The 24,938-nt window shown below is 65.5% G+C and carries 19 protein-coding genes; 12 read left to right on the forward strand and 7 right to left on the reverse strand.

Translation table 11 applies throughout. The annotated features are described in order from the left end of the window. Positions 1–62 precede the first annotated feature (62 nt). The 5 genes from FHR22_RS12115 to FHR22_RS12135 all read left to right on the forward strand — a co-directional run bounded on the left by FHR22_RS12115 (position 63) and on the right by FHR22_RS12135 (position 6,886). A complete protein-coding gene (locus tag FHR22_RS12115) occupies positions 63–638 on the forward strand; it encodes a hypothetical protein (protein WP_166942854.1) in 576 nt (191 codons plus the stop codon). Further along, a complete protein-coding gene (locus tag FHR22_RS12120) occupies positions 635–2,155 on the forward strand; it encodes a PepSY-associated TM helix domain-containing protein (protein ID WP_166942858.1) in 1,521 nt (506 codons plus the stop codon). The genes FHR22_RS12115 and FHR22_RS12120 overlap by 4 nt, the downstream gene beginning before the upstream one ends. 238 nt (positions 2,156–2,393) lie before the next feature. After that, positions 2,394–3,320 carry an SDR family NAD(P)-dependent oxidoreductase gene (locus FHR22_RS12125; protein ID WP_166942861.1) on the forward strand — a complete coding sequence of 309 codons (927 nt, stop codon included), beginning with the start codon at positions 2,394–2,396 and terminating at the stop codon, positions 3,318–3,320. 128 nt (positions 3,321–3,448) lie between these two features. Then, entirely contained in the window at positions 3,449–5,998 is a 2,550-nt protein-coding gene (locus tag FHR22_RS12130) for a TonB-dependent receptor (RefSeq protein ID WP_166942864.1), read from the forward strand. A gap of 21 nt (positions 5,999–6,019) precedes the next feature. Beyond that, positions 6,020–6,886, forward strand: a complete 867-nt coding sequence (locus tag FHR22_RS12135) for a serine hydrolase domain-containing protein (RefSeq protein ID WP_166942867.1) — start codon at positions 6,020–6,022, stop codon at positions 6,884–6,886. Here the strand turns inward: FHR22_RS12135 and FHR22_RS12140 are convergent. Further along, complete coding sequence (locus FHR22_RS12140) at positions 6,883–8,028, reverse strand: Gfo/Idh/MocA family protein (RefSeq protein ID WP_166942870.1); 1,146 nt, start codon at positions 8,026–8,028, stop codon at positions 6,883–6,885. The two genes, FHR22_RS12135 and FHR22_RS12140, sit on opposite strands and share 4 nt — an antisense overlap. A 9-nt stretch (positions 8,029–8,037) precedes the next feature. Then, the gene (locus FHR22_RS12145; protein WP_166942873.1) at positions 8,038–9,816 is read right to left on the reverse strand and encodes a thiamine pyrophosphate-binding protein; all 1,779 of its coding nucleotides are present in this window, start codon (positions 9,814–9,816) and stop codon (positions 8,038–8,040) included. A 391-nt stretch (positions 9,817–10,207) separates the two neighbouring features. Here FHR22_RS12145 and FHR22_RS12150 point away from each other — a divergent pair, with 391 nt between their 5' ends. The 3 genes from FHR22_RS12150 to FHR22_RS12160 are packed head-to-tail and all read left to right on the forward strand — an operon-like array spanning position 10,208 to position 13,934. Beyond that, positions 10,208–12,736: a beta-mannosidase gene (locus FHR22_RS12150; RefSeq protein ID WP_166942876.1), complete on the forward strand. Its 2,529-nt coding sequence runs from the start codon at positions 10,208–10,210 to the stop codon at positions 12,734–12,736. A gap of 17 nt (positions 12,737–12,753) precedes the next feature. Next, complete coding sequence (locus FHR22_RS12155) at positions 12,754–13,491, forward strand: phytanoyl-CoA dioxygenase family protein (protein WP_166942879.1); 738 nt, start codon at positions 12,754–12,756, stop codon at positions 13,489–13,491. Then, entirely contained in the window at positions 13,488–13,934 is a 447-nt protein-coding gene (locus tag FHR22_RS12160; protein WP_166942882.1) for an SRPBCC family protein, read from the forward strand. Before FHR22_RS12155 ends, FHR22_RS12160 begins: the two co-directional genes overlap by 4 nt. On the opposite strand, the gene FHR22_RS12165 is transcribed toward FHR22_RS12160, so the two are convergent. From FHR22_RS12165 to FHR22_RS12185, 5 genes are read right to left on the reverse strand one after another with little or no spacing between them, the layout of a single operon-like run. Further along, positions 13,925–15,169, reverse strand: a complete 1,245-nt coding sequence (locus FHR22_RS12165) for an oxygenase MpaB family protein (protein WP_166942885.1) — start codon at positions 15,167–15,169, stop codon at positions 13,925–13,927. The genes FHR22_RS12160 and FHR22_RS12165 overlap by 10 nt on opposite strands. Positions 15,170–15,185: 16 nt before the next feature. Then, positions 15,186–16,466, reverse strand: coding sequence for a cytochrome P450 (locus tag FHR22_RS12170; RefSeq protein ID WP_166942888.1), 1,281 nt, complete (start codon positions 16,464–16,466; stop codon positions 15,186–15,188). Then, positions 16,463–17,749, reverse strand: a complete 1,287-nt coding sequence (locus tag FHR22_RS12175; RefSeq protein WP_166942891.1) for an acyl-CoA dehydrogenase family protein — start codon at positions 17,747–17,749, stop codon at positions 16,463–16,465. Before FHR22_RS12175 ends, FHR22_RS12170 begins: the two co-directional genes overlap by 4 nt. Before the next feature lies 1 nt (position 17,750). Then, positions 17,751–18,146, reverse strand: coding sequence for a DUF6285 domain-containing protein (locus FHR22_RS12180; protein WP_166942894.1), 396 nt, complete (start codon positions 18,144–18,146; stop codon positions 17,751–17,753). Positions 18,147–18,150: 4 nt separating this feature from the next. Further along, entirely contained in the window at positions 18,151–19,158 is a 1,008-nt protein-coding gene (locus tag FHR22_RS12185) for a phosphotransferase (protein WP_208417680.1), read from the reverse strand. Between the two features lie 143 nt (positions 19,159–19,301). On the opposite strand from FHR22_RS12185, the gene FHR22_RS12190 reads away from it, so the two are divergent. The 4 genes from FHR22_RS12190 (at position 19,302) to FHR22_RS12205 (ending at position 24,890) form a co-directional block, all read left to right on the forward strand. Next, positions 19,302–21,152 (forward strand): AMP-binding protein, encoded by a 1,851-nt coding sequence (locus tag FHR22_RS12190; RefSeq protein WP_166942898.1) that lies wholly within the window; start codon positions 19,302–19,304, stop codon positions 21,150–21,152. A gap of 92 nt (positions 21,153–21,244) precedes the next feature. Further along, a complete protein-coding gene (locus FHR22_RS12195) occupies positions 21,245–21,928 on the forward strand; it encodes a TetR family transcriptional regulator (RefSeq protein ID WP_166942901.1) in 684 nt (227 codons plus the stop codon). A gap of 301 nt (positions 21,929–22,229) precedes the next feature. After that, the gene (locus FHR22_RS12200) at positions 22,230–23,105 is read left to right on the forward strand and encodes a phytanoyl-CoA dioxygenase family protein (protein ID WP_166942904.1); all 876 of its coding nucleotides are present in this window, start codon (positions 22,230–22,232) and stop codon (positions 23,103–23,105) included. A 273-nt stretch (positions 23,106–23,378) separates the two neighbouring features. Beyond that, positions 23,379–24,890: an MFS transporter gene (locus FHR22_RS12205; protein WP_166942907.1), complete on the forward strand. Its 1,512-nt coding sequence runs from the start codon at positions 23,379–23,381 to the stop codon at positions 24,888–24,890. Positions 24,891–24,938: the final 48 nt, after the last annotated feature.

The raw sequence follows: 24,938 nt of genomic DNA on the forward strand, positions 1-24,938 counted from the left end.
GGTCAGCTATTGCTATTGAGAATGCGTGTCAATAGTAGGATGAAAAGGACGCAGGGGGCCATATGGAAGACAGTTCGGCACTTTTGCCGGCGCTGCTGATTGTCGTGGCGGCGGGTGCGGGTAGCTGGTTACTGCGCCGTTCGTGGCAGAGCAGGGACCGGAAGACGGGCTTCGTGCCCGGCGGCTGGCTGCTGCTCGTCGCCGCGACGATCCTTCCCGCCTGGGCGCTCGGACCGGTGCGCGGACCCTTTATCGCGCTGGCGCTTGTCTCGGCTGCTGCGCTCGTCGTGGTCGCTTCGAACTATACGATCCGGCAGGCGAAGGCGCGCGCCGCGCGCGAAAGTCTCGCCCCCGAACCCTCCGACCGCGCGACGACGAAAGGACGCGAGACGCTCCGCTGGTTGCTGGCAGGTCCGATCGGGATGGTCGCGGCGATGGGTGTCGGCATCGCCTATGCCGCGCTCGTCCCCGGCGCGCAGCAGACGCGCCTCGTCGTCGGCGGGCTCATCGTCCCCGTCGCATGGGGCGCGTGCATGGCGTGGACGCTCGCCGACAACCGCATCCTCCGCGCGACCGCCGTCCTCGTCGGCGTCGCGCTCGTCAGTTTCACCGCCGCCATTATGAAGGGCTTCGCATGACCGCTCCGCAGCCCCGCAAAGCGGCAAAAAAGCCGAAAGACCTGATGTCGCGCATTCCGGCGGGCTTCGTCCGCGCGGTGCTGCGTGGCCATAGTTCGCTCGGCCTCGCCTTCGCCGCGCTCATCTATCTCATCTGCCTCTCGGGCAGCCTTGCGGTCTTCGCGCACGAGTTCCAGCGCTGGGAAAGCGCGACCGCACCGCAGGTCACCGAGGTCGCGCCCGCTGCGGTCCAGACCGCGTTCGAGGGCGCGATCGCGAAGGGCGGCCCCGGTGTCGAGCATGTCTATATCACGCTTCCGACTGCCGATTTCCCCCGCCTGCTGCTCTATGTCGATGCCGATGAGGATCGCGAATTTCTCGCCGACGGGGCCGGCCGGATCGTGCCGGGCAAGGATTTCGCCTGGACCGAGTTCATCACGCGCCTCCACATCAATCTCCACCTGCCGCGCAGCTGGGGCGGCTTTCTCGTCGGGCTGATCGGCGTTGCGCTCCTGTCCTCGCTCATCTCGGGCATTCTCGCGCACCCGCGCATCTTCCGCGACGCCTTCCACCTCCGGCTCGGCGGATCGAAGCGCTTGCAGGAGGCCGACCTCCACAACCGGTTTGGCGTCTGGGCGCTGCCCTTTCACATCATTATCTCGCTGACCGGCGCTTTCCTCGGGCTCACGACGATCATCGTCGGGGTGCTCGGCATGGCGATGTTCAATGGCGACGTGGACAAGGTCTATGCGCTGTTCATCCCCGCACCGCCGGTCGACGATCCGCGTCCGGCGCCGGTGCTCGACCTGCGCCCCATGTATGCCAAGCTGCCGCAGGACGGCGGCCGCCTGACCTATATCTTCACCGAGCATCCGACCGAGATGGGCGGGGCGGCGCTGTTCAACGTCGAACAACCCGACCGCATGGCGGGGGTCGACAGCTATGCCTTCCGCCGCGATGCAACGATCTATAATGAAGGCAAGGCGAGCGACAACAACCTCGGCGAGGATCTGCTCGGCGGCATGGGCCAGGTCCATTTCGGCTGGTTCGGCGGCGGGATCGTCAAGATCGTCTATTTCCTGCTTGGCCTCGGCCTCACTTATCTGGCCGCGAGCGGAGTGAACATCTGGCTCGCGCGCCGCCGCGACAAGGGACGCCCCGCGCCGGGCTGGGAACGCGCCTGGGCGGCGACCGTCTGGGGCCAGCCGGCAGGGATGGCCGCCGCTGCGGTCGCTGGCCTGGTGACCGGCGGCGCGGAGATCGCGATCGCGGCGTGGCTTGCCGTCAGCCTGATCTTCCTTGCGCTCGCGATCCGCCTTTCCGCCGACCGCGTGGCGTGGCTCGGCCGCCTCGCGACTGGTGTGCTCACGCTCGCGGCCGCTGCGACCCACCTCGCGCTGCGCGGGGGCCTGACAACCGCCGACCCGATGGCGTGGATCGTCAACCTGACGCTGATCGCCGGCGGGGCGCTCCTGCTCCTGCGGCGCTTCGGTAAAGGCAGACGTGCCGCCGCGCCGGTGGCCGCCGTTCCGGCCTGACCGGAAAGATTGCTGGAATTGCACGCTCACCCCGGCTGTCGGTGAGCCCTTGAAGCACGGCAGCGCCATGTTGCTGGCGCCATAGCCGTGCGCTCGGCTCGCGGCCTCGGTGGCGGCGCGGATGACCGCCTCAAGCGGAAGCCGCCTCGCGTGATTTCTCCGACATAATGCAAATGAATTTGATAATTCAATTCATATAGCATAATGTGGACAGGAAGAAGCCATGCGGGGGACGTCGATGTCGCAAATTGCTGATGCACGGGATGAAGTGGCGCGCCGGGCGGCCGGGCGGCTCGACGGCAAGGTCGCGCTGATCACGGGCGGCGCCTCGGGCATCGGTCTGGCGACGGTCGAGCGCTTTGTCGCCGAAGGCGCCAAGGTGCTCTTCTGCGATCTCGACCCGCGGCAGGGACGCGCGCTCGGCGAGCGGATCGGCGAGACCGCGGCCCGCCTTCATCATCGCCGCCGCGAGGACGGCGGTCCGAACGACGGCTTTGCGATTGCCGGGCGGCTTGGCGATGCGGCCGTCTTCATCCCCTGCGACGTCACCGATGCGGCCGCGCTCGCGCGGGCCTTTGCCGCGGCGCAGGAGCACTTCGGCGGCCTCGATATCCTCGTCAACAATGCCGGGGTGGGCGGCGGCGAAGTCAGCATCGAGGGATGCGACGAGGCGCTGTTCGATCGCACCATCGCCGTGAACCTCAAGGCCGTCTGGCGCGGCATGAAGCTGGCCTTCCCGCTGCTCCGTGCGCGTGGGGGCGGCTCGATCGTCACGACATCGTCGATCTCGGCGCTGCTCGGAATGCCGGGGCAAGGCGCCTATGGTGCGTCGAAAGCCGGCGTTCTGCAACTCACCCGCGTCGCGGCCATGGAGGGCGCACGCGACCTCATCCGTGCCAATGCCGTCTGTCCCGGCGGCATCGTGACGCCGATCATCTATGACAGTCCGTTGATGCAGGACGGGTTCGGCAAGGCGGCTGTCGAGCGGGGCCTCGCCGCGTCACAGCCCCTGCCCATCGCCGGGCAGCCCGAGGACATCGCCAACGCGATCCTGTGGCTCGCGTCGGACGAGAGCCGTTTCGTCACGGGGCAAACGGTGCCGGTCGATGGCGGGCTGACCGCGGAGTTCGATTCCAGGCACCGCAAGCCGCTGGCCGATGGTTAGATTATATAGGAGAAGATAATACTATACGAATAGAATTTTATTCGATACCAAGTGTCATCGGGCAGAGACCCGGGAAAATGGGATGACGAGCCTCTGCCCTTGGCGGAGAGCATCGGAAGGGAGAGATCATGCGCCTGACCAAGCTGTTTCTTTTGTCGACCGCGCTGACGGGACTGGTGCCCACTGCGTACGCCCAGACGGCGGACACCGCGCCGGCCGATGCGGATGCGCAGACATACCGCGACAACGAGATCGTCGTCACGGCGCAAAAGCGCAGCGAGCGTCTCAACGATGTCGCCGAAGCGGTGACCGCCTTCACCGCCGAAACGCGCCAGATTATCGGTATCACCGACTTGGGCGATATGGCGCAGTTTACGCCGGGGCTGAGCTATAACGCCGGCTCCGACCGCGTTTTTCTTCGCGGCATCGGGCGCCAGACCAACACGGCGGGCAGCGATCCGGGCGTTGCCACCTATATCGACGGCATCTATGACTCGGCGACCTCTTCGGTCGCGGGCAGCGATTTCTTCGTCGACCGGGTCGAAATCCTGCGCGGGCCGCAGGGCACGCTTTATGGCCGCAACTCGATCGGCGGTGCGATCAACGCGATTTCGAAGCGCCCGACGCACGAACTGTCGATCGAAGGCCGCGCGACGATCGCCAATTATAACGCCTATTCGATCCAGGGTGCGGTTTCCGGGCCCCTGACCGACGGACTCCGGGTCAAGCTCGGCGGCAGCTGGTTCGATCAGGACAAGGGCTATTTCCGCAATGTGGCGGGCGGGCGCAGCGAAGGCGGGGTGAGCGAAGGCTATTATCTGGAAGGGCAGGTCGAACTCGACCTGGGGCCGCAGGCGACGCTGTGGCTGAAGGCGACGACGACACGCGTCGACCAGCGCCCCCGCGCGGTCAATTCGGACACGCCGTGGGATTATGCGCCCTATCCCAGCGGCGCCTTGACGCCGGGGTCGCAGTTCGGCTTCCTTTTCCCCGGCTATCAGGCGCTGGGGTCGGCCACGAGCAATCCGGGCGTCGACAATATCCGCGAGTTCAGCGCCGATACCGAAGGACGCGCGCGCACCCGCGGCACGTTCAGCGTCCAGGGCCAGCTCGATGTCGAGCTTGAGCCTTTCGATATCCGTATCCTCGGCGGCTATCGCGAGACGCGTTACGATTCGATCGCCGATCTCGATGGCAGCAGCATGACGGAATATCGCTTCCCGCTCGCGCCCGGCGCCGTCTGCGGCTTCGTGCCGGGATGTACGCCGCTGACGGTCAATCCGTCGCAGACCTTCGGCTATGTCGAGGATCGCTCGTTCGGCAGCGCCGAAATCAACTTCCTGTCGAAGGGCGACGGGCCGCTGAACTGGCTCGCCGGGCTTTATTATTATGGCGAGATCCTCGATCAGGAATCGCACTTCGGCACGCCCAATCAGGCGCAGATGAAGGCGCCGGCGAACGGCCCCGCCAATCCGACCGGCGATTCGGTGTTCGCCGGCACCAATCTGGAAACGGCATCCTATGCCGCGTTCGGGCAGATCGACTGGGACGTCACCAGCACGGTTCGCCTGACCGGCGGCCTGCGCTATTCGATCGACGAAAAGCGCGCGATCGAAAGCCTGCGGGCCGTGTGCCTGGGTTGCGCCGCGGGCCTGACCGCCGATCAGCTCGGGTCCTTGACCCCGGCGCTCGACATCACCTCGACCATCGCCTCCTTCGCGCCGGCCGACGGGGTGGTCAGCGCGACCACCATCGATCCGGTGACGGGACGCGCGCGGCGCGTGCTCGACGACAGCTGGAACAGCTTCAGCGGCACCGCGGGCATTCAATGGCGTCCGGCGGCCAACAGCCTCGTCTACGCAAATTACAGCCGCGGCTATAAATCGGGCGGGTTCAACGCGGGCGGGATCACGGCATCGCCGCGGACGGGCTCGGAACATGTCAACGCCTATCAAGCCGGCGTGAAGCAGGGCTTCGGGCGCGTGCAGCTTAACGTCGCCGGCTATTATTACGACTATCGCGGCCTGCAGATTCCGCTGAGCATTCCGACCCCGTCGATCAACCTCACCGGCTTCTTCAATCTCGAGCGCGCCAAATCCTGGGGCACCGAGGTCGAGGCGAGCTGGCAGCCGGTCGATGGCCTGCAACTGCTCCTCAACTATGCCTATGCCGATTCGAAGATCAAATCCTGCTGCTATTTCGACGGCGCCGATCCGACGGCCTCCGCGCCGGGCGCCCAGCCATCGGGACCGGCGGTCGGCGGGCGTTTCTTCCAGTCGCTTGATGGCGAGGAATTGCCGTTCCAGCCGCGGCACAAGCTCGCCGCCAACGCCAATTACACCTTCGATGTCGGGCCGGGATCGGTCACACTGTCGGCAAGCTACAGCTGGCGGGCCAAGATGTGGGCGAGCGTCTTCAACCGCTCCTATTACCGCGTGCCGACCTCCGAGAGCGTCGATCTTCGCCTGCTCTGGACCGGCAAGGATGATCGTTATCGCGTGATCTTCTTCGCCAAGAATCTGTTCGATACGACCAGCTATGACAATATCGGCGGATTGCCCGGATCGAGCGTTGCTTCGCCCTATGTGCTGCCGCTGACGCCCGGCTATCTGGTCAACCGCAGCATTGGCGTGGAGGCGCCGCGCACCTATGGTGTGCAGCTATCGTTCAAAATCTAGAGCGGGCTGCAGGGCGGAAGATTGGAAGCAGAAGCCTATATTGATGGATCGGGACGTCTGGATGCAGCGGGCGTTCCCGGTCCCGTGCCCTGGTGGAGCTTTACCAAGACCATCCTCGCCATCGCCGCGCTGCGGCTGGTCGAACAGGGGCTGCTGACGCTCGACGACCATGTTGCGGGCGAACGCTTCACCCTGGCCCAGCTGCTCCGGCACGAATCGGGGCTCCCCGATTATGGCGGCCTGCCTGCCTATCACGCCGACGTCGCGGCGGGGAAGCCGCCATGGCCGGCGGCACAGCTGCTGGCGGCGGCGAATGCCGGTCAATTGCTGTTTCGGCCCGGCGAGGGCTGGGCCTATTCGAACATCGGCTACCGCCGCGTCGGCGTGCTGGTCGCGGCGGCGGCGCAGCAGCCGCTCGCCGAGGCGCTCGCCCGGCTCGTCTTTGCTCCCGCGGGCTTGGCGACGCCCCGTCTCGCCCTGGATTCCGGCGATCTCGCCGGGGTCGTTATGGGCGATGCGAACACCTATCATCCGGGCTGGGTCTATCACGGCCTCGTCACCGGGACGGTGGCGGATGCGGCGCGCCTCGTGCAGGCGTTGGCCATGGGCCGATTACTGCGGCCGGATATGCTGGCGCGGATGCGCGAAGGCCGCCCGCTGCCCGAGCATCGCGGCGATCTTCATCGCGATCCGGCCTATGGTCTTGGTCTGATGATGCCCGATCATCGCACTCCGGTGCCACCGCTGGGCCATGAAGGCAGCGGTCCGGGCAGCGACATCGCGGTATACGCGCGCGGGGCCGAAGCCTGCGCAGTCTGGACGGCTGCCTCGTCGCGCTTCGCCCCTGCGGCACAGGCGCTGGAACGGCTGGGCGACGGCAGGCCCTAGAGCGGCAAGGGCCGAGCGGTTCGCGATTCGACGGTGATCGCGCGCCGCTCGCGCGCCGAGCGGTCGACGGCGAGGATCACTTCGAGGACGTGAAGCGCCAGTTCGGCGCTGGCGCGCGGCGCGCGGCCTTCGGCAATGGCGCGCGCCATGTCGGCGACGCCGAGCCCGCGCGGGCCGCCGAGCGGCGCGAAGGCCATGTCGGCCGCGCTCTCCTCGCCCTGCCCGGGAACCACCTGCCATTCGCCGTCGCGGACGCTGTACATCGCCTTTTCGGCCTGGAGATAACCGCCGATGAAGAAATTGGCGTCGGGGCCGATCAACGTGCCTTCGTCGCCATAGATTTCCAGCGTCGGCCGCCGGTGCTTCCACACGTCCCACGACATGGTGAAGGCGATGTTCGCGCCGCTTTCCATCCGCAGCGCGCCGTTGACGCTGGTCGCGACATCGACCGGAATCTCGCGCCGCGGCCCCGGCGGGCTGGTGACGGTGCGCGTCGCCGACGGCATCGAGGCAAAGGCGGTCACCTCGGCCACGGGGCCGAGCAGGTTGACGAGCTGGGTGAGATAATAGGGCGCGACGTCGAGCATCGGACCGCCGCCTGGAAGATAGAAGAATTCGGGCGTCGGGTGCCAATATTCCATGCCGTGCGAGGCCATCGTCACCGCGCCGCCGACCGGGCGGCCGATCAATCCGGCGTCGATCGCGCGCCGCGCCGCCTGGTGCGGCGTTCCGAACCAGGTGTCGGGGGCGCTGCCGAGCGCCAGTCCGCGCCTTTTCGCCAGCGCAATCAGGTCGCGCGCTTCGTCGAGCGTGTGGGCCAGCGGCTTTTCATTATAGAGATGCTTGCCCGCCTCGAGCACGCGCCGCCCGATCGCATGATGGACCAGCGGCGGGGTGAGGTTGACGACGATGTCGATTTCGGGATCGGCGAGCAGTTCGTCGATCGTCATCGCGATGCCGCCGTAAAGCGCCGCCTGCGCTGCATTGGTCGCGGCGTTGCGGCCCGAGCAGCCCTTGAGCCGCAGCACGGGCGACTGGTTGATCGTGCGCAGATAGACATGGCTGATATTGCCGCAGCCGATCACGCCGACGACGGCGGGACGCGTCAGCTCTCCCGCCGCTTCGATCAGGGCAAAGCTCATTGCGGCATCCTATTCGACATTGTCATAATAGGGCATCACGACCTTTTCGGCTTCCGCCTTGTCGGGGCTCGTGCCCGCGTCGGCCGGTTTGGCCTTCGGTTTGTCGCCGGGCTTGATGCCGACCATGTTCATCGTCACCGGGTTGATCACCGATCCGTCGATCCGGACGTTGATGCAGCTCGGCACCCCGCCCGCGATCGCCCCTTTCATCGCGGCGGCGATATCCTCGACCGTATCGGCGCGCCAGCCCTTGCCGCCGAACGCTTCGGCGACCTTTTCATAAGCGCTGTCGGCGAGTTCGACGATCGCGCGCTTGTCCTTGCCATAAATCAGGTCCTGGCCGTTCTGCGACATGCCCCAACAGGCGTTGTTGAGGACGATCGTGTGGACGTTGAGCCCGTGGCGGACCATCGTATCGAATTCCTGGATGTGGAAGCCGACCCCGCCGTCGCCGGCGAACAGAAAGACGGGGCGATCGGGGAAGGCGCGCGCGGCACCGATGGCAAAGCCCTGGCCGACGCCGAGCGTGCCGAGATAGCCGGTGATGTGGAACGATCCGGTGCCCTTGGGGCGAATATGGTCGCGCACCCAGACCGACGATTCGCCGCCGTCGCAGACAATGATCGCATCCTCGGGCAGCGCCGCCGCCAGCGCCTTGCAGGCGTGAAACGGATGCATCACCCCGTCGTCGCCATAGAGCGGCGCGGTCAGCCATTGCTGCGAGGGGATGGTGCGCGCGGTTTTCAGCGTTGCCGCCCATTCGCCGCGGTCGCGCCATTCGCGGCCCTCGGCTGCGCTGGTCAGCGCCAGCAGCGTCTCGCGGCAATCGGCCATGATCGCCAGGTCGATCGGGCCGCCGCGCCCGGGTTCGGTGCCGTCGATGTCGATCTGCACGACCTTGGCGCCCGCCGGAACGATGCCGTAGCGGCCGCCGGTGAACAGGCCGATGCGCTGGCCGAGCAGGACGACGAGGTCGGCGGGCGCGCCGATCGCCGCGGCGATGGGCACGCTGACCATGCTGCCGCCGTACAGCGGATGATCCTGCGGCATCAGCCCTTCGCCCTTGACCCCGGTGGTCACCGGGATGCCGGTCTTCTCGGCAAAGGCGGCTAGCGCGTCGGCGCTGCGCGACAGCGTCGCGCCGCCGCCGGCGATGATGACGGGGCGCTCGGCCTTGGCGAGCATGTCGATCAGCGTCGCCACTTGCGCATTGCTTGGCGCCGGGCCGCCGTCGGTCAGGCCGAAATTGCTCAGCGCCTCGATTCGCGGCGGCGCCTTGATCGGCGTGAACATCACCTCGATCGGCACTTCGAGCAGCACCGGGCCGGGGGTGCCGGTCATCGCGCGGCGGATCGCCTGTTCGACGATCTCGGGAATCCGGCTGCCGTTGGTGATGCGATAGGCCCATTTGGTGATGTGGCTCGCGGCCGCGATCTGGTCGATGCCGCCCTGCAATGTGTTGAGATCGCCCTCGCGTGTCGACGGCGCGCCGACGACGAACAGCACCGGCATGCGGTCGAGATAGGCGTTGGCGAGCGCGGTATAGGCGTTGGTGAACCCCGGCCCGGCGGTCAGCACCGCGACCCCGATCTGGCCCGTCGCGCGGGCATAGGCCTCGGCGGCGTGGCCCGCCGACGCCTCGTGGCGGGTATCGGTCAGCGTGATACCATGATCGGCGCAGGCGATCAGAAAGGCATCGAGATGCCCGCCGTGGAGCGAGAACACCTGGTCGACGCCGGCGGCCTGCAAGGTACGGGCGAGCAAGGCGCCCCCGGTAATCTGGTTCATGATCGTCTCCCTGAAATGGTTATGCGGTGATACGGGCGGGGGTGCTGCCGGCAGGGGACGGAAGCGGTGCCGTTTCGCCGCAAACCGCCGCGGCGAAGGCGCGCAGCCGATGATTGAAGGCCGGTTCCCTGTTCTCTCGATCCGACGCCATGCCGCTTCCTCCCATTCTTTGAATTTTTCATATCAGAGTAGATTAATATATCAAAATAGAATTTATGATCCGGGCGGTGCGATGGCGTAGACGGGGCAAGGGAGGGTCACTTGGGCGCCGCCAATGGCCACCGTGGCGCTAAGGTCAGGGCCCCAGGCACGATAAATATATTATAGTTGACTAATCTAGTTCATATTGGTCATCTTGCGGTAACGACGAACATGCCGAGGATGCCGAACGATGATGGACCAATGGAATGTCGCTGCCTTTGCGCCGGGTGACGGACTGGCCGCCGGCGCGGCGGGCGATTCGCCGCCGCCGGGCGATTGGTATGCGGTGACCTTGCCCGGCGACATTCACGAAGCGCTGTTTGCCGCCGGGGTGGTCTGCGATCCGCATGGCGAGGGCGGCGAAGAGGCCTGCGCGTGGATATCGACGAAGGAATGGTGGTGGCGCCATGGTTTCGAGGCGGCGTCCGCCGTGGTGGATGAACGCCTTATCCTGCGCTTCGACGGGCTTGATACCTTTGCGACCATCTATCTGAACGGCGAAGAGATCGGCCAGTCGGACAATATGTTTCTCGGCAAGGAAATCGACGTCACCGGCCGCGTCCGCGTGGGGGCCAATCTCTTGGCGATCCGTTTCGATCCCGTTCCGCTGCGCGTCGAAGGGCGCACCGCCAACGCCTGGCCGGGGCTTGGCGTCGGGGTCGAGGTGAGCAAGCGCAACCTCGTTCGCAAGGCGCAATTCGGCTGGGGCTGGGACTGGGGCCCGACGCTGCCGACCGTCGGCATCTGGCGGCCGGTCGTCTTGCAACGCCAGCGCATCGCCGCGATCGACGCGCTGCAGTTCCGGACGCTGACGCTCGGTGCCGACGGCAGCGCCGCCGTCTGCGTCGACGCCGAAGTCGAAGCATTTGCCGCGGACGAACCGCTGGCGCTGACCATCGAAATCGCCGCTCCCGACGGCGCGGTGCTGCTGACGCAAGCGTCGACGCTGGTTCGCGAGGGCGATCGCGATGTCGCGCGGGTCGCCGCGACGATCGCGCAGGCGCAGCTCTGGTGGACCGCCGAACTGGGCGCGCAGCCGCTGTACCGCGTTACCGCGACATTGCGGCACAATGGCGAGGAACTGGACCGCCGCGAACTGCGCGTCGGCATCCGCACCATCGCGCTCGACACATCGCCCGACCCCGATGAGCCGGGGACCAGATTCTTCCGCTTCATCCTCAACGGCCGGCCGGTCTTCGCCAAGGGGTCATGCTGGATTCCTGCGCATTCGCTCGTCGGTGTGCTGACCCGCGAGCATTACCGCCCGCTGATCGAGGCGACGGCGCGCGGCGGGCAGAATATGCTGCGCGTGTGGGGCGGCGGCATCTATGAACATGATGCTTTTTACGACCTGTGCGACGAACTGGGCGTGCTGGTGTGGCAGGATTTCATGTTCGCCTGCTCGCTTTATCCCGAACATTATCCCGACCTTGTCGCCAGCATCGAGGCCGAGGTGGCATATCAGGTGCGCCGTCTGCGCCACCATCCCGCGCTGGCGCTATGGTGCGGCAACAACGAGAATCAGTTCATCCAGTCCTTCGTCAACGAGGCGACCGGCAGCCAGGATGCGGTCGAAGGCGCGCTTTTCTACGACAAGATCATCCCCGAACAGGTCGCGAAGTTGGACCCCGCGGTGCCCTATTGGCCGGGAAGCCCGTTCGGCGGGCCGCATGCGAACAGCATGAAGGAGGGTGATCTCCACAACTGGACCGTATGGCACGGCCTCCCCCCGGTGCCCGACGACCGGTCGATCGCTGCGGTCGACCGCAGCCCCGAAGGCGTCGCTTATCAACGCTACGCCGAGGATATGGGCCGCTTCATCAGCGAATTCGGCATCCAGGCGTCGCCCGTGATGGAAACGCTGCGCCGCTCGGTGCCCGCCGACCAGCTCAGCCTCAAGAGCCCGGCGCTGGAAAACCGCATCAAGGACATCCCGAAGAACAAGGTCGACGCGATGATCGCGCCGGTCACCGGCCTGCCCGCGACGCTGGACGACTATGTCGATTTCACCCAGATCGCGCAGGCCGAGGGGCTGAAGTTCGGCATCGAACATTATCGCCGCCGGATGCCGCATTGTTCGGGCACGCTGATCTGGCAGCTCAACGATTGCTGGCCGGGGGTGAGCTGGAGCCTGCTCGATTTCTATGGCTTCGCGAAGGCAGGCTATCATTATGTCCGCCGCGTCTATGCGCCGCTGCTGGCGTCGTTCAAGCCGCTGGAGGACGGAGCAGTCGAGCTGTGGCTGACCAACGACCGCGCCCGCGACCTGGCGGGCGACCTGGTCGTCGAGCTGGTCGATATGCACGTGGGGACGGTCTGGCGCGACGAGGTGGCTTACGCGGTTTCCGACAATCGCAGCCGGCCGATCTGGCGCGCCGACGCCGCGCGGCTGGGCGCGGCACCCGGCCGGCTGCTGACGGTGCGCGCGGCGGACGAAGCCTTCCCGGCGAACCGGCATTTCTTCGCTGCGATCAAGGATCTCGAACGGCCGCACGATGCGCGGCCCGAATATGCGATCGAACAGGCGGGGCCGAATGAAGTGACGGTGACGCTGACCGCGTCCGCCTATCTGTTTTTCGTCCACTTGCTCGTTCCGTCGGAAACGGCGCTGTTCGACGACAATTATTTCGACCTGGCGGCGGGCGAGACGCGCGTCGTGACGATCCGCGACACGGCGCGGCCGCTGCGCGCCGCAGACGTGACCGTGGCGTGCCGATGAGCCTGAGGGGAGAAGACATGACCGCGACTGCAACGCCCGATGACATGCTCGACCGCTTCCGCGCCGACGGCTTCGCCATCGTTCCGGACCTGGCCGATGCACCGCTGCTCGATGCGATGCGCGGGGTTTACGATGCCATGCTCGACGGATCGGTGCCCTGCCCGGGGACCGATCGCGAACTCGGCGGGCTGACGCGGCAAATCATGTTGCCGCACCTCCATCACCCGCTGTTCGCCGACAATGCGGCACTCGACCGGGCCCGGGCGATTGCGGCGCGGCTGATCGGATGCGACGATCCGCAATTCTTCTTCTCGATGCTGATCCATAAGCCCCCGCATCATCCGCATGAGACGCCGTGGCATATGGACATGGCCTATGCCGCGATGCCGATGACGCCGGCCGGAACCGCGTGGCCGAACGATGTCGTCGCCCAATTCTGGCTCGCGCTCGACGATGTCGATGCCGACATGGGCTGCATGGAATTCATCCCTCGGGTGCACGGCGGCCCGATGCCGCCGCATCATGTCGCGTCGGGTTCGCCCGATGACGATGGACGCCTGCTCGCGATCACCGATCCCGCCGCATCGCTGCCGCTCGATCATGCGGTGCGTTGCCCGCTGCCTGCCGGGTCGGCGACGGTCCATGGCTATTCGACGCCGCATTATACCGGGCCGAACCGGTCGCCGCGCGGCCGCCGTGCCTATATCTTCAGCTTTGCCGACATGGCGCGGCTGTCGGCGCTGATCGGTTCGTGAGCGCCGGCATCCTGGCGATCGAAACCGAAATCCGCATTGCGGCAGCACCCGCGGCGGTCTGGGCGATCCTCATCGCTTTCGACGATTATGGCGCCTGGAACGATTATGTCCCGCGCATCGAAGGCTGCGCGGCCGCCGGGGCACAAATAGCCGTATGCACCCGCGATACGGCATCGGGGCATGAGATGGAGCAGCCGTGCCGGGTCGAGCGGCTCGATCCCTTCGTCATGCACTGGGTCGGCGGGGCCGAGGGGCAACTCCGCGGCGACCATTTCTTCGAGCTGCTACCCGCAGGCCCGAATGCCACGCTCCTTCGTCATCATGAACATTTCTCCGGCAGCCTCGCGCCAGCGGTGCTGGCGAACTATGGCGAGGCGATCCGGCGCAATTTCGAAACATTCAATGCCTGCCTGAAGGCCCGCGCCGAAGCCGCTCACCCCTGAGCGGCGGCGGCGGTCTGGATATGCGGCGCGAACTGCTTCGGCGGTACCGCGCCGGTCCGAATCCGCAGCTCATTGGCCTGCCGCCGGAAACCGCGGCGGATCAGCCAGTCGCGCCCGCCGGGGAGCAGGCGGATAAGCTTGTGCGACAGGAAGCGGGCGGGGCCGGTCAACAACGGATACCAGGGCAGGACGTTCGGCAGGCCGAGCGTTTCCATTCCCTGCTTGCCCAGGAAACCGCGCGAGATGCTGAGGTGCACGGCGCGCGTCCAGCGGCCTTGAAGGCCGGGAAAGCGGCCGTGGCGGATCGACAGCGGTTCGTCGACCATCGCGCCGGCAAGGATCTTGCCGCTTTCGTCAGGGCCGGGCTGCGACAGGCTGTTCTGGTAGAGCGCGACGATCGCCTCGAGCTCGGTTTCGTGCAGCCGCCGCTCGTCGACGCCCATCAGCCAGCCGACATAGCGCCACAAGTCCATGACCGCCTGCGCCTCGTCGGCCTTATAGGGCACGCCGAGCAGGCGAGTGGCGATCAGATAGACGACCGAATGGCCAAGATAGGTGTTGTGCATGTCGAGCTGGTTGATCGGCAACCCATCGGCGGCGACATCCCAATCGTCGAGCCGCCGCACTTGCCGCCGGACGAGCCCGTGGATCAGCCGCACTTGCAGCGTCGAGACATAACCCGGCGCATGTTTCGCCATGCCGCCCAAGGCCATGCAGTCGAGGAACCATTTGGTCGTTTCCATCAGCCGCTTCGCGGTATTCTTCTTGAGCGCGCCGGTCGCGAGCAATGTCTTGTTGACCGCCGAAAGCTGATAGCCACCGATCAGCACGACGTCGCGCAACGCAAAATTGCCCATGCGGCCCGCCAGCGCGCTGCATCGCGCGCCTTCGTCGAGCCGCGCAGCGTCGGCCCAGCCGGGGGTGTTTTCGACATGCTCGAAAAAGGCGCGCAGCACCGGCGGGGCGTCCTTGATCGACGCGATGCCCTCGCTTGCCGCCTGATCGTATAGCGCCTTGCCGCTGCGATAGCCGACGTCCATCATCCACACGACGACATCGTCGAGCAGCGGATCGCCCTGCATCAGCGCTTCGCCGAGATCCTGCCAGCGCTCGGCACCGGGTTCGGGATCGACCGGGATCACCTTGCGCAGGCCGGCGAGACTGCGGCGCTGCGCCTCGATGTCGCGGCCATGCCGACCGGGGATGGGCAGGGCGGCGGGAGTCTGGTGGATCACCGTCTCGTTCCTTTGGTCAGGAGAATGTAAAGCGCAGCGGCAGTGTGCGCGGGCCGTTGACGAACCAGCTTTGGGTAAAGCGCATCGCACCGTCGGGTGCGACGCTGTCCAGCCGGGCAATCAGTTCCTCGAACATGATGCGCAGTTCGAGCCGGGCGAGATGCTGGCCGATGCAGACATGCGCCCCATAGCCGAAGGCGAGCTGCTTGTTCGGCTTGCGGTCGAGGCGGAAGGCGAAGGGGTCGTCGAAGACCGCTTCGTCGCGGTTGCCCGAGGCATAGCAGAGCATCAGCCAGTCGCCCTTGGCGATGCGCCGCCCGGCGAATTCGGTGTCTTCGGTCGCCGACCGCATGAAGGTCTTGACCGGGCTGGTCCAGCGGATCGCCTCCTCGACGAACGCCGGAATGAGTGTGGGATCGGCCTTGAGCCGTGCAAGCAACTCGGGAACTTGCGCGAGGACGGCCATGCCGCCGGCGAGTGACGAAGAGGTGGTGTCATGGCCCGCGGTCGCGACGATGGTGAAATAGCCCGTCGCCTCGCGGTCCGAAATCAGTTTGCCGTCGATCACCGCATTGGCGATGACGCTTGCCAGATCGTCCTGCGGGTTCGCGCGGCGGTCCTTCGCGATCTTCATGAAATATCGGGTGAAATCGGCAAGAAATGCCTTGACCAGAAATCGGGAGATGAACCCCGGCAGCGCCTCGAGCTTGCGGTTCTTTTCTGCCTGTTCGCCATCCTGCGCGCCGAAAATATCCTGCGTCAGCTTCAGCATTCTTGCCTTGTCGGCCATCGGCACGCCGAGGATCGTCATGATGACATGGAGCGGATAGCCGAGCGCGACCTCGGCCATGAAGTCACAGGCCCCGCCCATCATCGCCATGCGGTCGACTTCCTGGCGCGCGAGGGCGCGGATGTCGGCTTCAAGCTGTTTGACGCTGCCGGGCGAAAACCATTTGAAGGTGAGCGCGCGATATTTGGGGTGATCGGGCGCGTCCATCTGTACGAGCGAGCGGACGAAATGCGGGGTGCCGGTAATCTTGCGAATGCGCGCGTCATCAACCTGCCGAAGCAGCGTCGTCGAGCGGTCGCCATTGTGAAACAGCGCATTCTGGCGGCTGATCTCCAATATGTCGGCGTGTCGCGTGACGACCCAGAACGGATCGAAGCCGGGCACCTCGGCGCGGCCGAGCGGATTGTTCGCACGCAACCAGGCATAGGCATCGTGGATCCGCTCGTCGGCATAGGCCGACGGATCGACGAGCGTTCGGGCAATGCTGTCGGGGATCGCCTCGCTCATGCAAATTCGGCCTTGCGCGGTCCCATATAGCCGAACAGGAAGGCCGCGACCTTGCGCATCTGGATCTCTTCCGCGCCTTCGGTGATGCGATAGCGGCGGTGGTGGCGATAGATATGTTCGAACGGCTTGTGGCGCGAATAGCCGATGCCGCCATGCACCTGCATTGCGCGGTCGGCGGCTTCGCAGACCAGCCGGTTCGCCCAGTAATTGCACATGCTGACCTTGTCGGAGAGCTGGCTCGCCACCGCCTTGTGATCCATCTGGTCCATCTGCCACGCGGTCTTGCGGATCAGCAGGCGCAGCATTTCGGCCTGCGTCGCGAGTTCGACGAGCGGCCATTGGATCGCCTGATTGTCGGAGAGCGGCTTGCCGAATGGCTTGCGCTCCCTTGCGTAGCGTACGCTTTCCTCGATGCAATAGACCGCGGCGCCGAGCGAGCTTGCCGCCTGCCGGATGCGGTTCTGGTGGACGAAGCTTTGCCCGAGCCCCAGCCCGCGGTCGACTTCTCCCCAATAGCTGTCTTCGGGTAGCCAGACTTCGGTGAAGCTGACGCGCGGGTGATCGGTCGGCATGTTGAAGGTCCACAGCCATTCCTCGATCTTCACCCCCGGCGCGTCGGCGGGCACGATGAAGCAGGTGATGCCCTTGGCGTCGCCATCGGCGCCCGCGGTGCGGGCAAAGACCATGACGTGGGTGGCGACATGCATGCCCGTCGTCCACATCTTCTCGCCATTGAGCAGCCAGCCGGGCTGGCCGTCGCGCTCCTGCCGCACCGCGCGCGTCTCCATATGCGTCGCGTCGCTGCCATGGTTCGGCTCGGTGAGCCCGAAGGCGGTGAACATCTCGCCCGCGAGCAATTTCGCGCCGTCGCGCGCGTCCTGCTCCGCTGTCGCAAATTCGCGAAACATCATGATGAAGGGATTGTTGCCGACGATGCTATGTTCGTTTTGCAGATCATTGTGGAGACCGAGCCCTTTCGCGGCGAGATGTTCGCGGATCACCGCCATTGCGAGGTTCGATCCGCCCTTGCCGCCATATTCGGCGGGCCAGGCGAAGCGCAGATGCCCGGCGTCGTCGGCGCGCCGCCGCGCCTCTTTCAGCAACGCCTCCCATTCGGGGCGCGGCAGGCCGTCATTGTCCCAGTCGGTCCGCGCATGTTCACGGCGATGGTCGAAGAAGCGGATATTGTCGTCGGCCGCCTCGAGCGGCTTGATCTCGGCCGCAATGAAGCGGTCGAGCTCGGCGAGATAATCGACGAGGTCCTGCGGGAGCGCGAAATCCATATCAGCTGTCCTTTGCCGTTTCGGCGGCTTCGCGCAGCGCGGCGCGATAGCCCGAATAATGGGGTTGATCGACGGCCAGCTTTTCGAGCGTCGTGGCGCGCAAATGCCGGGCAACGCCGGGGGATTGGACGTCGAGCCGGCCGTCGGCGAGTGCGTCGGCAAGCTGTTCGTTGAGTTCAGCGAGGTCGCCGTTGACGCCGAGGAGGCCGATCAGCCGCTGCTTTTCCTGCTCTTCGGCGGGGGCGCCGAATTCGATCTGGCGCCAGACGAGTTCGAGCGTGCTCGCCGCGACGCGCGCCTGAAAGGCAGTGCGCGGCTTCGCTTCGGGTACCACGGTTTCGCGGAGGAAATCGATGACGCCGCCGAGCAGCTCGTCGAGGGTAGGCTGGTCTTGCATGGGTTCAGAGTCTCTCGCTGGCGATCAGGCGGAGAAGGTCGATTTCGGTCTCGGACGTTCGCCGGGCGATCATCGCGCGTTCCATCGTCGCATCGCCGTCGCGATAGGCGGCAATCGACCGGGCACAGATCGTGCCCCAGCGGATCGTACCATAGACTTCCCACCAATGGGCCGCCGCGCGATCGAGCGGGGCGCCGCTTTCGGCCTCATAAGCCGCGAACAGCTCCTCGCGCCGGCCGAAGCCGCCAACGGGCAGGTCGATGCGGCCAAAGCGCCACGAATTGACGCACAGCCAGCCGAGATCCTCGATCGGGTCGCCGATATGCGCGAGTTCCCAGTCGAGCACCGCGCGGATGCCGTCATCGCCGATCATCAGATTGCCGTTGCGAAAATCGCCATGGACCAGCTTCGGCGCGGCGGGCGGCGGCGGGGCATGGTCGGCGAGCCAGCGAAAGGCGAGGTCGAAGACCGGACGCCGGATCGCGGTGTCGCGATAGGCGGCGCGCCAGCGCTCGACCAGTTCGGCGGGGGTGTCGCGAGTCAGGGTCGGAAAATCGCCCGCCGGGATGCGGTGCAGACGCGCCAGCATCGTCCCGCATTGGGCCGCGAGCCTTTCGCGCGCGGCGGCGAGGTCGGGGGATTTGACGATCCGCCCGCCCAGCGTTTCGCCGGCGACGAACCCCATCACGAAGCCGCGGCCCAGTCCGTCTTCGGGGGCAAGAATATGCGCGACGGGCGCCACCGGAACGCCGACCCGCGCTGCCGCGGCCATCAACTGCGCCTCGATTTCCAGCCCGACGCCTTCGGTAATCCGAGTCCCGCCGGGAGCGCGGCGCAAGATGTAGCTGTCGGCCGCGTCGCCGTCGCCGACGTCGAAACGCCAGATTTCCTGCGTGGCGCCGCCCGACAGTCGCTCCAGCGCCGCAATCGCGGACGCGCCGGGCCGGACGCGGGGTGCGATCTTGCGCAGGCCTGCTTCGACCCCGGCATCGACGCTTTCTGTCACGGACACGCGGCACTCCCCTTTTGGCGGCGGCTTGTCCCGCGCTCTTTCGAATCCAAATTTTGATGTAGAATATATAAATCTATTCGTATAGTGTCAATGAAACGACGAGCGCGGCGCGGACTGCGGTCGAAACAGATATGGAGAGGTCGATGAGCGAGCAGACATCCGCCGGGGCAGCCGTTCCCTTCAAGCCGCTCGGCATGCTGGCGCCGTCGGTGGACGTCGAGCGCCGCGCCGATGGCGCGATCTTCATCACCTCGCGCCACGCGCCCGCCGCGGCGGCGCAATCGATCCCGCACCTGTTCCGCGACCGCGCGCTCGCGCATCCGGCGCGCGCCTTCATCAAGGAGCGCGCGGGTGACGACGGGCCCTGGCAGGTGCTGACTTATGGCGATGCGCTGGCGCGATCGGACAATATCGCGCAGGCGCTGATCGATCGCAGGTTGGGCGAGGGCGATGCGGTGCTGATCCTGTCGGCCAATTCGACCGAACAGGCGCTGTTGCTGCTCGGCTGCATGACGGCGGGCGTTGCCGGCGTCCCGGTCAGCCCATCCTATTCGCTCGCCGGGCAGGATTTCGCGCGCCTGCTCCACTGTGCGCAGGTGGTGCGGCCCGCGATCGTCTTTGCGCAGACGGCGGGCCCGTTCGCGCCGGCGATTGCCGCGCTGCGACAGGCTGATCCGGACCTCATGGTCGTCACCGCCGACGGCAGCGGGGAGAGCGTGGCGCTGGCCGATCTGGAACGCGCCGCCGCAGGGCCGAAGGTAGCGGCGCGCCGCGATACGATCGGCGCCGCGACGGTGGCGAAGATCCTCTTCACCTCGGGATCGACGGGCATGCCCAAGGCGGTGCCGCAGACGCAGGGGATGATGACGGGGGTGATTGCCGGGACGACGGGGTTGCGCAGCGAGCCGCGCGATCCGTCGATCGAGGTCGAACTGCTCGACTGGATGCCGTGGAGCCATATTTCTGCGGGCAACATCAATTTCAACGGCGTGATCAACGACGCAGGGACGCTCTATCTCGACACCGGCAAGCCGGTGCCGGGGCTCTTCGACCAGACGATCCGCAATCTGCGCGAGGTGTCGCCGATTATCTTCGCGTCGGCGCCGATCGCCTTTGGCATGCTCGCCGACGCGCTTGAACGGGACCCGCTGCTGCGCGCCTCCTTCTTCCGCAACCTGATGCAGATGGGTTATGGCGGGGCGACGCTGTCCGACGATCTGTTCGACCGGTTGCAGGCGCTGGCGATCGCCGAGACGGGGCAGCGCATCCCGATCACCACCATGTATGGCTCGACCGAAACGCAGGGTATCACCGTGACGCATTGGGCGACCGAACGCGTCGGGATGATCGGCTTGCCGCTGCCCGGGATCACGCTGAAGCTGGTGCCGAACGGGACGAAGCTCGAGGTGCGGGTGAAGGGCCCGACGGTGATGCCCGCTTATATCGGCGATCCCGAGCGGAGCGCGCAGGCGTTCGACGAGGAAGGCTATTATTGCCTTGGCGATGCGGTGCGTTTCCTCGACGAAAATGACCCCGGACAGGGGCTGGTGTTCGACGGCCGGGTCGCGGAGGATTTCAAGCTCGACAGCGGCACCTGGGTGTCGGTCGGTATCTTGCGTCCCGATATCGTCGCCGCGTGCAGCCCCTATGTACAGGACGCGGTGATCGCCGGCCAGGATCGCAGCTTCGTGACTGCGTTGATCTGGCCCTCGGCCGCGGCGCACGGGGAGTTCACCAGCGAGGGCAGCTTCGACGCCGACGCACTGGCGGATATTCTTGCCGAGCGGCTTGCGGAGCATAACCGGAGCGCCGGGGGTTCGTCGCGGCGGGTGCGCCGTTTTCTGATCGCCGAAGAGCCGCTGTCGGTCGAAGGCGGCGAAATGACCGACAAGGGCTATGTCAACCAGCGCGCCGTGCTCGAACGGCGCGGCGGTCTGGTCGACCGTCTTTATCGCGATCCGCCGCCGGAAGACATCCGCCCGGTCAGCACCTGATCGGGCGGCGAAGGTGGACTTTCACCATGCTCCGGCTCATAATGATCTATCATCATCGATTTATTTAGCGGCATAGCCGAAACGGGGGCAGGGTGACGGATAAGGCGAACACGGACGCGGCGGCCATGGACGAGGCGCAGGAGGGGGTGCAGGATCAGGCAGAGCGCTTCCCCCGGCGGTCGGCCCGGCGCGCCCGAACGAGACAGCGCATTCTCGACGCCGCGCAGGAACAGTTCATGAAGGCGGGCTATGCCGACGCCACGATGAATGCGATCGCCGATGCCGCCGATATCCACGTCACGACGCTTTTCACGCACTTCAAGACGAAGCGCGATCTTGCGGCCGCGCTTTCGGATCAGGAAATCGAAGAGCTTCGCGCGATGGTGGTCGCGGCCAAGGGTAAAATTCCCTTTTTCGACTTCTTCCGCCGCCTGGTGCTGACGACCGCCGCGACACGCCAGAAGGACGGTGACCCGAAAACCGGGCTAACCCAGGAAGTCCAGCGCGATCCCGAGCTGGCGCTGAGCTGGCTGCGCTACGAAGAAAATGAAGTACGGCTTGTCGCTGAATATATCGCGCATGATTATGGCCTCGATGCCAAGGGCGATTATGCCCCCTATCTCGCCGGGCAGATCCTCATTGCAAGCGGCGTGACATCCTATACCCGGTGGGTTCGGGACAAAAATCTCGATCTGGTCAAGGAAACCGAGACCGCACTCGATCTTGCCGAGCGCATGGCGCGCGCGATCCTGCCGCCGGCGCCGGTCAAACCCTGATCGACGACATCCGGGGCCGCTTCCCGCGCGAAATTCCGGCGCCCCGGCTTCGATCGCGAATATCTGCTTGCGACAAATATCCTGTTCCCCGGCGAAAGCCAGGGTCCGGATTGCGCGCGCGGCGGCGCGTGGCTCCCGGGTTTGGCCGGAGAATACATATCCAATCCGGTGTAGCGAGGAACGCCATTCGGCGCCCTGACACATATGATATATGCGCTAGCCAATAACGCTATTTGACTAGAATAATCGACCATGATATTATTTTCATCAAGAGGCGAACCCGCTACCGATGGAGAATGGAATGACCGATCAGGCGACCGCCGTGGATCCCAACCAGGCCGCGGCCAATATTCTGAACTCGCTGCAGGCGGGACGAACCAATGATCCCAAGGACCACAGCTATGATCTGAGCCTGCTGACGCCCGAACAGGCGAAGAACTGGACGGAGAAGGGCTATTTCATCCTGCGCGGCATCGTCGATCCCGCGACGTGCGGCGAGATGACCCGGCGCGCGATCGAGATTTTCACCCGCGCCGAGGCGGGCAGCACCGCCACGGCCGGCCACCATGTCGGCGAAGACGGCGCGATTGCCGTCGAAGAAGCCGCCAAGGTCAATTCGGGCGAGTCCGCGGACATGCGGATGTCGAAGCTGTTCAACCTGCACCGGACCGAGCCTTTTCTCAGCTTCGCCAGGCATCCGGCGATCCGTACCATCATGCATGCGATCTTCGGCCCGCGCGTATCCTGTTTCAATTCGCAATATATCTTCAAGAATCCCGGTGTGTGGGGCCAGCCATGGCATCAGGATTCGCTTTATTATGTCTTCGATCGCATGCCGCAGGTCGGCGTCTGGCTCGCGACGAGCCGCGCAACGATCGAAAATGGCTGCCTGTTCGTGGCGCCGGGATCGCACAATGAACCGGTTCACCAGGTCGTCCCCGACGCCCGCCCGGGTTCGAACCTCGGCTATCTCGAGGTCGTCGACTACGACTTTTCGGACGCTGAGCCGGTGCTGATGGAAACGGGCGACGTACTGATCTTCCACAGCTTTCTGATGCATATGTCGAACGATAACAGCTCGGACGAACGGCGTTCGGCGCTCGTCTATCATTATGCCCACTCGGACACCCAGGTGCACGGGTCGAAGTCCGCGACGGTCGACTTCATGCCGGTCTGACCCCGGCATCTGTCGGCTGCCATTATCCCTTCCTCTCCACCCCTCTCCGCGGAAGGGATGGGGTGGGGTCGCACCGGAAAACTTGCGTCCATCTGCGACCCCACTCGTCACCGGCAAGTTGAATCTATTTGAATAGATAAATCGTTTTTAATCTATAAAAATGCCCATATAAAGCATCAGCACACGCTATCGCAGAATGGCGGATCGCGGCGGAACCGCCGCAAAAGGAGAGACGATGGCCTGCCGAACGGGAACGCCCGCCGGAAAAAGCAGATGATGACCACGGCCCCGCTTCCTGCCCGGCGCCTCGGCTTTCCGGTCTATGCCGCAATCGGTGTAGGCGCGGTGTCGAGCGGCCTCGTGACGCAGGCAATTACCGCGCTGGCGCTGCTTTTTTACAACCAGGTCATTGGCATGTCGGCGACCGCGGTCGGATTGGCACTGATGCTCTCGTTGGTCGGCGATGCCTTTTGGGATCCCGCGATCGGGCTGTGGTCCGACAGCACCCGCTCGCGCCTCGGCCGGCGGCACCCGTTCATGTACGCCTCGATCGTTCCGACCGGACTCGCCTTCTGGGCGCTGTGGAACCCGCCGGCCGGGCTGTCGGACACCGCAAACTTCGCCTGGCTGCTCGGCACGATCATGGCGGTCCGCTTCTTCACCAGCCTCTATGAGGTGCCGGCGAACGCGCTGATTCCCGAAATCGCGCCCGATTACGACAAGCGAACCGGATTCTTCTCGGTCCTGTTTTTCGGCGGCGTCGCCGGGCTCGTCCTCGCCAGCATGCTCGCCTTCCAGATTTTCCTCAGCGACCGCGCGGGCGGCGTTCACAATCCCGCCGGCTACGGCCGGTTCGGCCTTTGGTGCGGCCTGCTGATCAGCCTTGCTTTCCTGTTCGCGACGCTCGGTACCCACCGGCAAATCCCCTATCTGACCCATCCGGCCGAAGGCGCCGGCGGGACCCGAATGCGTCAGGCGCTGTCGCAGGTCGCTGCGGCCTTTACGAACCGCAATTTCCTCGCGATCATGATGGCGTCGCTCTTCTCCGGGCTCAGCACCGGGGTCTCGAACACGCTGGGCACCTATTTCAACGTCTATTTCTGGGGGCTGTCGACCGACCAGCTGTCGGGGCTGGTGCTGCCTGTGCTCGTCGCGTCGATCGTCGCCGTTTCGATCACCCCGGCCCTGACGCGCCGCTACGACAAGAAAAGGGTTGCGATCCTCGGGTTGGGGCTGGCGATGGCGGCGGGGGTGCTGCCGATCGGACTGCGCCTGCTCGGCATCCTGCCCGGAAATGACTGGCCGTGGCTGATGACGTTCCTGCTGGTCGAGACCTTTCTCGCGTCGATGCTGGCGCTGACCGGCCTGATCGCCATCACCTCGATGCTCGCCGACGTGGTCGAGGATAATGCGGCGCGCACCGGCCATCGCTCGGAAGGCCTGTTCTTTTCCGCCAATACGTTGGTCAATAAATGTGTCACCGGCCTCGGCACCCTCCTTGCCGGTGCGATGCTGACCTGGGTGCATTTCCCTGCCAATGCCCAGCCTGGCCACATCAGCGCAGGGCTGATGCACCAGCTGGGTCTGGTCTATGTCCCCATCGCGCTGGCGCTCGGCGCCGTCTCGCTGATCGCGATCAATTATTTCCGCATCGACCGGGCCCAGCACGAAGCCAATCTTTCGAGGCTCGAAAGCGCGGCGCTGGCCGAGGTGGGGGTAATCGAGACGGCCGAGGCCGAATTGCTCGGCACACCTGCGGTGGCCGCCGGAAAAGCCCCGGCATAGATTGCGGCGGGATGGCATGACCGCGACGGCAACCAGCGAAAAAAGCCC

Source organism: Sphingopyxis panaciterrae (assembly GCF_011762125.1).
Lineage (GTDB): Bacteria > Pseudomonadota > Alphaproteobacteria > Sphingomonadales > Sphingomonadaceae > Sphingopyxis > Sphingopyxis panaciterrae.